This window comes from Geomicrobium sp. JCM 19038 (assembly GCF_000698125.1).
Lineage (GTDB): Bacteria > Bacillota > Bacilli > Bacillales > Marinococcaceae > Geomicrobium_A.
Map to the genome: position 1 here is coordinate 489964 of NZ_BAXA01000001.1, position 12037 is coordinate 502000.

Below are 12037 nucleotides of genomic sequence, written 5' to 3' on the forward strand. Positions count from 1 at the left end.
AGTGTGAATATTTCACAATTGTTAGAACGGAATGCAAGAAAGTATTATGACAAAGAAGCTTTTGTTAGTGGGTCGCTTCGTCAAACGTATGGAGACGTCGATCGAATCGTTAATACATTGGCAAGCGAACTTAGAAATTTAGGCATTCAACGGGATGATCGTGTTCTGTTGTATTGCCCGAATACGATGGATTTCGTTTACAGTTACTTTGCGATCTTACGAATTGATGCAATTGTAGTACCGGTAAACGCAAAGTTCACTTCTCGAGAGCTTGCGTATGTTATTGAACATAGTGGAGCAAAAGCTTGTATTGTACATGAACAATTAATGGGTCATGCAGAGCCGCTCCTAGAGCGTCATCCGATCGTTTGGTTTACAACAGGGGAGACGAACGAACAAGTCGCTTCCATTTATCCAACTGTTGAAAGCGCTTACTGCGAAATAATTCAAAGTTCTAGAGAAAATGATGAACTTACAACGATTTTGTATACGTCTGGAACGACTGGTGATCCAAAAGGCGTGATGTTTAGTAGCCGTAACATTTTAAGTGTTGCCACGATGATGTGCATTGAAACAGAAATGAACGAGCCGTCAAAAGTGTTACATCTGATGCCGCTCACTCATTCGGCACCACTACATTTATTCTTTATAGCAGGGATGTATGTGGGAGCAACGCACATTCTTGCACCTACGTTTACGCCTGATCTGTTATTAGATCTTATTGAAGAGGAGTCTGTTACACACTTTTTCGGTGCACCAGTTGCCTATTTGTTAACTGCCAAACATGAACAAATCCAATCAAGAGATCTTTCATCGATTCAACGGTTTGTGTATGGCGGTGCACCACTATCGACTACAGAAGTGAAATTTGTTCAACAAGCGTTCCAGACCGATCGATTTATGTGCGTGTATGGTCTGACAGAAGCGGGTCCTAGTGGAACGTTTTTAGCCCCAAATGAGCACGAACGAAAAGCCGGAAGCATCGGTAAAAGAGCCGCATTAAACTGTGAAATTGATATTGTAAACGACAACGGTGATCATGTGCCACGTGGTGAAGTTGGAGAAATCGTACTTCGCGGGGAAGGAACGATGCTTGGTCTTTATAAAGATGAAGCCAAAACATTAGAAGTGTTAAAAGATGACCTCCTCTTTACGGGAGACTTGGCTCAAGAAGATGAAGATGGGTATATCTGGGTTGTTGATCGGAAGAAAGATATGATCATTAGCGGTGGAGTAAATGTCTATCCAAAGGAAATCGAACACGTATTACAAGATCATCCAGCAATTATTGAAGCAGCAGTTGTTGGTGTTCCGCACCCTGAATGGGGAGAAACGATTAAAGCGTTTCTTGTAACGACCGATGGACAATTGCCGAACATAAACGATTATTTGTCTACGCAACTCGCAAGCTACAAGATTCCTAAACTGTACGAAGCATTGGAAGAATTACCGAGAAACGCTTCAGGAAAGTTGCTAAAACAAGTGTTAAAACAAGAAAGGTTGAATCAAGATGAGTATTGAAACCGTTGAACGTGTCTTGCTAAAAAAATTAGAAGAAGCGTGTTCCCCACAGTTGTACGCATATGCAAAAGAAGAACTAAATATTTTCTACGCGAAATGTTATGAACAATTCGACGAAAGGGCAGCGCATACAGATCGTGAAGGACAGCCACGACTCATTCGTTATGATCGCTATGGGAATGATGTCTCACATGTGTGGGTAAATGAAGGGTATAAGAAGACGGTTGAAGAGACATACAATACAGGAATTGTTGGCTATGTTCACAAACCAATTCCAAAGCTCGGCTCAACCGGTAACTATTCTTATAGTTTTGCTCAAGGCTACGTACTCTCACAAGTTGAGCCTGGTTTTTATTGCCCGGTTACGTTAACGATGGCGGTAGCGTATTTGATTGATCATTATGCTGATGAGACGATTAAGCAACGATTTTTGCCTCACGTGTTAGCAACCGGTGATGTGGAATTGTATGAGGGGGCAACATTTTTAACTGAACGCCAAGGAGGATCAGATGTTGGCGCTAATGAAGTTCGGGCTGTGAAAGAAGGCGACCATTATCGAATCTACGGTGAGAAGTATTTCGCTTCTAATGCTGGGCAGTGTGGTGTTGCAGCAGTGCTCGCTCGGTGCGACGATGCACCTCCTGGTTCCAAAGGGTTAAGTCTATTTCTCGTCCCTTGGAAAGACGAGGAAGGCTCAATCAATCAGCTATATGTAAGGCGGCTAAAAGACAAACTAGGGGTACGCGCAGTGCCGTCAGGAGAAGTCATGTTTGAAGGAGCAAAAGCGTATTTAATTGGTGAAGCAGATCAAGGATTCTATTATATGATGGAAGCACTGAATCTTTCACGCATTTGTAATAGCGTAGCTTCACTTGGCATTATGAAACGCGCATTGGTTGAGGCGAAGTCGTACACGTTATCGAGAACATCATTTAAACAACGATTAATCGATTTTCCGATGATTCAAGAAAGTATTGCAAAGTTGTATGCAAGGCAAGAAATTCAATTATCAGCAGTGTTTGATTCCATCGTCGTTTATGATGAATTGACTCGTAAAGGCAACGGGGATCCGTATTTAAATCGTCTGCTTATTGCACTATTAAAAGCAAGAACAGCAGAAGAAGCGATCGCATTTTCACATGAAGCAATTGAGATTCATGGAGGGAATGGGTACATTGAAGATTTTGTAACGTCAAGGCTTTTACGTGACGCTCAAGTGTTAACCGTGTGGGAAGGGACAGAGAATATTCTTGCCCTTGAAGTGTTGCGCTTAATTACGAATTATGAAGGCGAAGCGCGTTTTTTCAAAGAAATCAATCGTCAACTCACGAAAGCAAAATTACAAATGAGTGATCATGTTTTGGTCGATGTTGAACAACATATTCACGAAGTTACGGCTGATTTTGCATATTTATCAACGTGTAACAAAGAAGAGCAGACACTACACGTACGATTGATCGCAAGAAAAATGGTGGACCTTCTTCTCGTTGTTCATGGCTATGCACGAATTGAAGATCATCGTGACCACGTTCTTGCAAACATTTATTGTCAGGCAATCTGGCATCCGAATACGCTCGACAAAGAAAAGCTGGCGACACAGTTCATCGAGGAAATCATTCATGTGAAAGATGCAGTTCTAAGTACTTCTGATAAGAGTACTTCATAACTAAAGAATTGTGAGTTTATCTAGAAGCCTTATTCGCCTACTATGCAATAAAACAAACACCTACCAAGTCGTACAAATTGTACTCTGTGAGTAATAAGAAAAATAATTCTATTACGATTATCCTATGAAGAAACAGCGGTAAGCTAGCCACACTTGTCGCTTATTCATTGATAAGTATGTAACCAATAGGATATATTTTTTAAAGCGTAAGACACATCTTATATATAGGCGTGTCTTTTTATTTTTATATACGAAATACTTGAATTTTGATAGAATATTATTAAAATAAAGTGTTTAATTTTTCAGAAAGGGTACAACGAGAAGCTATCTACATAATAATTAAAGGGGAAATGGCAATGAAAAAGAATGCTTTGCTGTTATTTAGTGTAGTGAGTGGATTAGCAATATTAGCTGCTTGTTCAGGGCAAGAAGAAGTAAGCGAAGACGAACAAGCGGTAAGTGGGGAAGAAGCAGGGAGTGAAGCTGGAGAGCTTCTATTAGCAATGCCTTCGGATGCAGTCACGTTAGATCCTCATCGCTCAAACGATATTCCATCGAACATCGTATCGACGAACCTTTATGAACGCTTAATTGAAACGGATGAGAACATGAACTTCATCCCCGGTTTAGCAAGCTCGTATGAGCAAATCGATGAAACAACGTGGGAATTTGAGTTGCAAGAGGGAGTTGAGTTTCACGACGGTGAACCGTTTAATGCTGATGCAGTAGAAGCAAACATTGAGCGCTTATTAAACCCAGAGATCGCCTCTCCCCGTGCGTTTTTGTATGACATGATCACAGAAGTTGAAAAAGTTGATGACTTTACGGTGAGACTTCATACCGAGTATCCGTTTGGACCACTGCTTCATCATCTTTCTCATGATGGTGCGAGTATGATTAGTCCACAAGCCATTGAAGAAGGATATGATAACGAACGCAACCTCGATGTTGAGCCTGCTGGTACAGGTGCTTTTACATTTGACCGTTGGGATCAAGGAAATGAAGTTGTTCTCACTCGAAATGACAACTATTGGCGTGAACAGCCTGATCTTGATTCGGTTACATTTCGTGTGATTCCTGAACAATTGACGAGAATTGGGATGCTTGAGAACAATGAAGCACACGTTGCAGCATCGATTGAACCGGTCAACACGACGGCTGTTGAATCGATGCCAAATGCGGAGTTACAAATTCAAGATGGTTTACGTGTAGACTATATCGGTTTTAATACGCAGTCTGAACCTTTTGATGATGTTCGAGTTCGTCAAGCAATCACCTATGCAATTAATACAGAAGACATTATCACTGGTCTTTATGAAGGGTATGGCATGCATGCAAAAGGCCCAGTAAGTCCATTAGTATTCGGGTTCGCTGAAGGTGCTGAACCTTTAGAATATGATGTTGAGCAAGCCAAAGAGCTATTAGCAGATGCGGGATATGAAGACGGATTTAAAACGACCATCACGACCAATGAAGAAAATCCAATTCGCAATCAAATTGCTGCACTCGTTCAAGATCGCCTTAGTGAAATAGGGATTGACGTTGAAATTCAAAGTTTGGAATGGGGAACGTTTTTAGATGCAACGTCAGAAGGAACGTATGACATTCAGTTAAGTGGCTGGACAACAGCAACGGGTGACGCAGATTATGGCATTTACTCACTGTATCATACAGACAATTTAGGAAGTGCCGGGAATACGTCTTTTTATGAAAATGAGCAATTGGATACGTTGATTGAAGACGCTCGGCAAGAAACGGACGAAACGATACGACAAGAGTTGTATGAAGACATTACACAACAATTAATCGATGAGGCACCGCACATTTACACGGTTCATGAACAACACTTGACCGGTGTGAATGAGAGTATTGAAGGGCTAATTCAACATCCGAATGGAACGTTCATTTTTGATGATGTACGTGTATTGGATGCTGTTGAGGAAGACGGAAGTTATTAAAGGGGAATTATGATGAATGATTTACTAAACTTTTGGACGATTGATGGTGCAATTTCGGATTGTAACGATGACGGAGTTCCAGATGGTATTGCCATTCGTGTTACGGGTTGGAAAGAAGTCGGATTGCCGGAAGGTCTTATTGACTTTTCGGCACGTCTTGGTTATGAAACGTCGGCAATGAATCCAGATTTCCTATCAGAGAAGCCAACACGTTCTTCGTTCCATCTATCGATTGAAGGGGAACGTACCATTATTACGACAAAAGGAATTTGTGCGCCTACGAAAGAGGCAATGAGTGAAGCCCTTCGTTGGTTTGCAAGTGAATGGCCAAAGGCAAGTAGTGAAAGCGTGACGACCATTGAATTAAGAAGCGGTCAATATCGTTTAAACGAGGGTACTTGGCTTTTGGACGAGTCAGAAGGAGCCAATCATTCATGGCCACTTACTCCTGTTGAAGGCTTAAATGAATTATTTGAACAAAGCAATTACAATTCTGAACGACGTTTGTCATCAATCGTTTATAGAGACTTCACGATTGAATTCGATCAAAAACTCGGTATAAATGCTTTCAAAGAGACTTGTTATTACGTTGCGAAACTGGGCATGTACAGTACGCACATTCAATTCCCAATTACTGGAGATGAGCGAACGTTCCATGTAACGATCCATCACGATCATCAGGCAATTGTAAATTTAGAAAAACAACATCTTCTAGTGCGAGGAAATGAAGAAGAGGTTGTGTCATTTCTATATGCACTAAACCATGGGAATTTGAGAATTCCACGAGACGTGAAAGAAAAACCAACTGATACGATTCTAAATGTTAAATGGGCAAACGAAGGTGAACGTTCAGAGATTGAGACGTTTGTGGACAAGGTATGGCAACCAAATGCATCCATTGAAGTCTTCATTTCTGAATCAAAATCGGTTCGAGATCACCTTAAACAGCTGTGGCTTTCCCAAGGAGCCAGTGATGTACACGTTCGGTCATCGTTTAAGCCTGGATTTCATTGGATTCAAGAAGAAATTCTTCCTCTTATTGGTGAAGCAAAGCATGTGACAATTGCTTGTTTGGAAGAATCCGGGGACGGTATGGAGATGCCGATCCGTTGGTTGCAAGAACTGTATCCAATCGATGAAATGATAGAAACAGACGAGAGAACTGTAGACGTTTCGATTAAGAAAGATTTAGAACATACGTATGAGGTTAAAGCGTACGACCGAGAAAATCAGTTGATTGTGGATACGTACTTAGACGTACCAACGAGTCAAGTTCCGTATATTAACGAAAATTCTTGGTCTTACCCGACAACGAGTTATGTTGCCGTAGATGGTCAAAAACAGCTCGTCCAAAGCGATCGTGAACGGTTCTGGCGATATTACGTACAAGAAGTTTTGCCTACCATTCATGAACAGCTTGATCTTGACGAACAATCTGGAATGACGAAGCCTCTCTTTCATTCCTTAACGCTGGATGTGACGATGAGTGAAGCAGAAACGAAGCTGGATTTTGAACATGAACGGATTTCCTCAATGGAAGCCCTACATGAAGATTTGTATTTTAACACGCTAGAATATTACCGTGAACTAGGGCTTCAAAGAAGTGGGATTGCTTGGAATACACCTGGTGCGGTGTTGCCTTTTATGCACGTCGTTGAAGGAAGCAAACCGAAAGCTACGATAACCGTTACTCGTTGGCAAGACGTTCAAGAAGCAAACAGTCGATTTGTTCAATCGTTGTTTTTCAAAAATGATGAACTTTATTATGAAACAGATCAACACGTTCAGCGAAAAGTTACCTATTCCAATGATTTAGAGGATGAACGAATTGTAGAAGCGGCAAAACAACCCGGTGTTTCTGCATTTGAAGTCTCTCGCTCATTTAACGGAAATCCAATTTACGCTTTTGAGATTACTGCTGAAACAAATGCAAGTTGGCAAAGTGCACGTAAATTAAGCGTCTATAAGCCAACCATTTTAATTGAAACAGGTCACCATGCAAACGAAGTGTCGAGTGTTCCAGCGTTGTATGAATTAATGAAACGCATCGATCAAGAAACATTAAAAGCAATTACAATCGTCGCAATTCCAGGCTCTAATCCTGATGGGACAGCTTTACATCAACAATTAATTAAAGAACATCCGGAATGGAAGCATCATGCGGCAAGGTTTAATGCAGTCGGTTTAGAGTTCAATCATTTTCGCTTTCAAGACAGTGTGTTTGGAGAAGCGATGAGCGCACCTGCACTGATTAATCGCTGGTTACCTGATGTTTATTTAGATAATCACGGCATCCCTGCACACGAATGGATTCAGCCGTTCGCAGGTTATAATAGTCCTCCGCGATTCCCAGTTTCTTACTGGCTCCCAAACGCGATGATGTATGGGATTGGTAAAGATGTCGTCGATCGTGATGAGCATCGCTTAATTCTTGATAAGGCGACGGTCTGGAGTTCAAAAGCAATCGGTGAAAATCAACGTTTGCACAATAAAAACAAACAGTGGCAATCTCGCATTAAACGGTATGCCTATCCTCATGTCGCAAAGCAATTTCCATTGCCGACTGTGCATGATATGATCTTTAATCGATGGGAAGAAAAGGGGAGTCGCGATTCTACTCATTACATTTACCGGTATCCAGAATTGTGTAGTTTAGAAATCGTTACAGAAGCGGCGGATGAGACAGTTTACGGTGACTGGTTAGATGACTGTGTAAATGGTCAACGATTGTTTAACGAGAGTATCATTGAAATGGTTGCTTCAACAAATCAAACGATCGAGAAAGAATCAACGTCTAAGAGTTTTGGGTTACGAAGAAGTCGACCGTTACGTATAAAATAGAAAAAAGCTAGGAGAGTCCAACGGACTTTCCTAGCTTTTTGAATTAGATTAAGCTTACTTCGCGTACTCTGCTTTTTTCACTTTAAGATCAAAGCGGTCCGCGTTCATGACTTTCACCCAAGCAGCAACAAAGTCATTTACAAACTTCTCTTTGTTGTCGTCTTGTGCGTAAACTTCAGATAAAGAACGAAGCTCTGAGTTCGAACCGAACACGAGGTCAACACGTGTTGCAGTGCGAACGATGTTACCAGACTTGCGATCTTTACCTTCGTACACGATGCCATCAACTGGCTTCCACTCGATGTTCATATCAAGAAGGTTCGTGAAGAAGTCGTTAGAAAGTGTTCCAACGTTTTCTGTGAATACGCCGTGGTCTGTTCCACTATGGTTCGTACCGAGTACACGCATACCACCAACAAGAACTGTCATTTCTGGTGCAGTAAGACCGAGAAGCTGTGCTTTATCAACAAGAAGTTCTTCAGATGGTAGACTGAATAGTTCTTTTTGATAGTTGCGGAAACCGTCAGCTTCTGGCTTGAGAACGTCAAAGTTTTCAACGTCTGTTTGTTCAGCAGTCGCATCTCCACGTCCAGCAGCAAATGGTACCGTTACGTTCATGCCTGCGTTGCTTGCAGCTTTCTCAATTGCAGCGTTACCAGCAAGTACGATAAGGTCAGCAAGACTTACGTCTTGGCTTGCGTCTTTTTTGATATCTTCGAGTACGTTGAGTACTTTTGTTAATTCTTGTGGTTCGTTAGCTTCCCAGCTTACTTGTGGCTCTAGGCGTACACGTGCGCCGTTTGCTCCACCGCGCATGTCAGATCCGCGGTAAGTGCTTGCTGAAGCCCAAGCAGTTTTAACGAGTTCTCCGACACTAAGACCAGAATCAAGAATCTTTGCTTTTAGATCAGCTACATCGCTATCTGTAAGGTCGTAGTTACCTGGAGGAACTGGATCTTGCCAGATTAATACTTCTTCAGGAACTTCAGGTCCCATGTAACGGTCACGTGGTCCCATATCACGGTGAAGAAGTTTGAACCAAGCGCGTGCGAAAGCATCTTGGAATTCTTCTGGGTTCGCGTGGAAACGACGAGAAATTTTCTCGTAGGCTGGTCCATGCGAAGTGCCATGTCAGCAGTTGTCATGATTGTAGCTACTCGTTTAGAAGCGTCTTCAGCATCTGGTGCCAAATCTTTGTCTTCAGGGTTTACAGCAGTCCATTGGTTAGCACCTGCTGGGCTCTTTGTAAGTTCCCACTCATAACCAAAGAGTAGATCGAAGAAACCGTTGTCCCATTTTGTTGGGTTCGCAGTCCATGCACCTTCAATCCCACTTGTAATCGTATCACTACCTTTGCCGCTACCGTGAGAGCTAATCCAACCAAGACCTTGGTCTTCAATTGAACCTGCTTCTGGCTCTGGACCTACTTGCTCAGCATCTCCAGCACCGTGTGCTTTACCGAACGTATGACCACCTGCAACAAGTGCAACAGTCTCTTCATCGTTCATTCCCATACGACCAAAAGTATCGCGAATGTCAAATGCACTTGCGTTTGGATCTGGGTTACCGTTAGGACCTTCTGGGTTTACATAAATTAGCCCCATTTGTACAGCAGCAAGTGGGTTTTCAAGCTCACGGTCACCACTATAGCGGTTGTCACCGAGCATTTCTTTTTCGTTACCCCAGTTTACGTCTTCTTCTGGATGCCAAACGTCTGCACGTCCACCACCGAAGCCGAACGTCTTACCACCCATAGACTCGATGGCAACGTTTCCTGTAAGAAGGAGAAGGTCAGCCCATGAGATTTTGTTTCCGTACTTTTGCTTAATTGGCCAAAGCAAGCGACGTGCTTTATCAAGGTTCGCATTGTCTGCCCAACTATTTAATGGTGCAAAACGTTGTGCGCCTGTTGCACCACCACCACGACCATCGCCGGTACGGTATGTACCTGCAGCGTGCCATGACATACGAATAAACATTGGACCGTAATGACCGTAATCTGCTGGCCACCAGTCTTGGCTATCTGTCATAAGATCAGTAAGATCTTTCTTAAGTGCATCATAATCAAGTTTGCTGAATTGTTCAGCATAATCAAAGTCTTCACCCATAGGGTTTGACTTATTATCATGTTGACGAAGAATGTTCAAGTTAAGGTGGTTTGGCCACCAATCTTGGTTCGTCGTTGCTTTTGTTCTAGGGCTTGTAACGCTTCCGTGAGAAAATGGACATTTTCCTTCAGAAGAATGATTCGCTTCAGAAATAATGTTGTTTTCACTCATACGAATTCTCCTTTTCACTAGTAAGAATTAGATACATCTACAACGACCACTAAATTATAATCGTTATTATGTAATCATTATAATAAAATATCGGCGAATTGAAAAGCATTAATTACTAGATTCACAACGAAACCTCGCTTTTTATCTCGCAAAAATGCTTAAAAGTCATGTGTTTATCACCCGTTAAGACGTATGAAAGCTTTAAAAAAACGAGAGCGTCTGTTCGTTTTACTGTTATATACAAAAAGTCATTATCAATCAATGAGGATCAACTGACAATGAAAGTTTTTTAGAAAGTGAAGGTTAGTGTTCGGCTACGAGTTGATGTTGTTCAATCAGTTGGATGACATCATCTAATGAAACTTCCAAGCTATCAGCAATGTACTCAACGGGTAAATGCTTATTTAGCTTTAACTGTATTTGTTTTTTGAGAAGATCTTCAGCTCCTTGTTGATAAAGCTGTAGATCGAACGCTGTAGAAGTCTGAGATGTACGGATTGGTTCTTTCATTGAAGTATCTTGCACGACAAACGATAATTCATAAGGATGACCAGTAATCTCTTGAACAATCGAAGATAGAGCGCCTCGTAGCGGTCTGCTAACCAATCCTTTGCGAACTCGTTTGGTGCTTCGATAAACATCGTATTGTTTTCAATCGCATGAACGTTTGTCACTTTTAACCATGTTTCGTAGCTTGGTTTACTTACGTGTGTTTTCACAGCACTCAATGTTTGTTTCCATATCTCCACCGTTTCCATTAACCGTTCACTCCTTACTTTTCTATCAATACGTTACGTGAAAATCTTCCTTAATTGTACCATTTCATGAAAGAATCTTATAGATTGACTCCTTTTATAGAACAATGTTTCTAAATAGAAGGTAAGAAATATCGAACAACGTGCATAACCGAAGTCTACAATCATACGTATAAACTGAAGGACGATCCTTCGGAGGGATACGATGAAAAAAACGACATCTTACTTTAATGACCTTATTGATTCTCAAGTGATTGCAGCGATTAGCCATAAAGAAAAAATTACGAAAGCCATTCAAAGTGATTGCAATGTCGCTTTCTTATTAACCGGAGATTTAATCGTATTGCCGGAGTATGTTGAACAACTGAAACGAGCAAATATGCACGTTTTTGTTCACTTAGACTTTATCGAAGGGTTAGCCAATGATAAAAGCGCGATTGAATATGTCGCAAAAATGGTACGCCCAACTGGCATTATTACGACAAAAAGTCACCTTATAAAATGGGCAAAAAAACAGAACTTGTTAACGATTCAACGCTTGTTCGTTCTGGATCGAAATGCAGTAAAGAAGGGTATTGCGATGGTTCGTGATTCTGATCCGGATGCAATTGAAATCTTACCGGGAATTATCCCGAAAGTAATTAAGCAATATCTTGCATCAAGCAAGCTCCCAATCATCGCAGGTGGCCTTGTTGACCAAGAAGCTGAAGTATACGAAGCTCTTGAAGCTGGGGTGTTGGCTGTGTCAACTGGAGAAGATCCCCTTTGGAAAATGGGTGTATAACCCTTATCATACAACTGAATAGAAGCGCTTTCAAAGGTAGAGATGAGGAGACACCTTAGAGAGGCATAGGCAATCCCTATGGCTTTTTATGGTGTTTTCTTTCGTGTGTAAGGAGGTGAACGGAACAAACGTACCAATCATTTATTTAGAAGGGAGAACTGAAAATGAAGACGATGAAGAAAATTTTAGCATGTGGGGTACTTGGGGTTTTGTTATTACCTCAAACTCAAGGT

General features: G+C 41.6%; 7 protein-coding genes and 1 pseudogene. 5 read left to right on the forward strand and 3 right to left on the reverse strand.

Features of this window, described 5'->3' with window-relative positions; translation table 11 throughout:
- The first annotated feature begins 3 nt into the window (after positions 1-3).
- From JCM19038_RS02555 to JCM19038_RS02570, 4 genes are all read left to right on the forward strand, one after another.
- On the forward strand, positions 4-1521 hold the full coding sequence (locus JCM19038_RS02555) for a class I adenylate-forming enzyme family protein (protein WP_042414116.1): 1518 nt from the start codon (positions 4-6) through the stop codon (positions 1519-1521).
- Positions 1511-3187 carry an acyl-CoA dehydrogenase family protein gene (locus tag JCM19038_RS02560; RefSeq protein ID WP_042414119.1) on the forward strand — a complete coding sequence of 559 codons (1677 nt, stop codon included), beginning with the start codon at positions 1511-1513 and terminating at the stop codon, positions 3185-3187. The genes JCM19038_RS02555 and JCM19038_RS02560 overlap by 11 nt, the downstream gene beginning before the upstream one ends.
- A gap of 356 nt (positions 3188-3543) precedes the next feature.
- Complete coding sequence (locus tag JCM19038_RS02565) at positions 3544-5145, forward strand: glutathione ABC transporter substrate-binding protein (protein ID WP_238554249.1); 1602 nt, start codon at positions 3544-3546, stop codon at positions 5143-5145.
- A gap of 12 nt (positions 5146-5157) precedes the next feature.
- The gene (locus tag JCM19038_RS02570; protein ID WP_042414127.1) at positions 5158-7986 is read left to right on the forward strand and encodes a M14 family metallopeptidase; all 2829 of its coding nucleotides are present in this window, start codon (positions 5158-5160) and stop codon (positions 7984-7986) included.
- Positions 7987-8040: 54 nt separating this feature from the next.
- Here the strand turns inward: JCM19038_RS02570 and katG are convergent.
- The 3 genes and pseudogenes from katG to JCM19038_RS25300 all read right to left on the reverse strand — a co-directional run bounded on the left by katG (position 8041) and on the right by JCM19038_RS25300 (position 11023).
- Positions 8041-10265, reverse strand: a pseudogene (gene katG / locus JCM19038_RS02575) (catalase/peroxidase HPI).
- Positions 10266-10568: 303 nt separating this feature from the next.
- Positions 10569-10871 carry a hypothetical protein gene (locus JCM19038_RS02580; protein ID WP_193745022.1) on the reverse strand — a complete coding sequence of 101 codons (303 nt, stop codon included), beginning with the start codon at positions 10869-10871 and terminating at the stop codon, positions 10569-10571.
- Entirely contained in the window at positions 10772-11023 is a 252-nt protein-coding gene (locus JCM19038_RS25300) for a DnaA N-terminal domain-containing protein (protein WP_042414133.1), read from the reverse strand. Before JCM19038_RS25300 ends, JCM19038_RS02580 begins: the two co-directional genes overlap by 100 nt.
- Positions 11024-11225: 202 nt before the next feature.
- Here JCM19038_RS25300 and JCM19038_RS02590 point away from each other — a divergent pair, with 202 nt between their 5' ends.
- Positions 11226-11804 (forward strand): glycerol-3-phosphate responsive antiterminator, encoded by a 579-nt coding sequence (locus JCM19038_RS02590; protein ID WP_042414135.1) that lies wholly within the window; start codon positions 11226-11228, stop codon positions 11802-11804.
- Positions 11805-12037 lie beyond the last annotated feature (233 nt).

Excerpts from the sequence above, each read along its gene's own strand:
- JCM19038_RS02560 (WP_042414119.1), top strand. The coding sequence starts at position 1,511 with ATGAGTATTGAAACCGTTGAACGTGTCTTGCTAAAAAAATTAGAAGAA.
- JCM19038_RS02565 (WP_238554249.1), top strand. The coding sequence starts at position 3,544 with ATGAAAAAGAATGCTTTGCTGTTATTTAGTGTAGTGAGTGGATTAGCA.
- JCM19038_RS02570 (WP_042414127.1), top strand. The coding sequence starts at position 5,158 with ATGAATGATTTACTAAACTTTTGGACGATTGATGGTGCAATTTCGGAT.
- JCM19038_RS25300 (WP_042414133.1), bottom strand. The coding sequence starts at position 11,023 with ATGGAAACGGTGGAGATATGGAAACAAACATTGAGTGCTGTGAAAACA.
- JCM19038_RS02590 (WP_042414135.1), top strand. The coding sequence starts at position 11,226 with ATGAAAAAAACGACATCTTACTTTAATGACCTTATTGATTCTCAAGTG.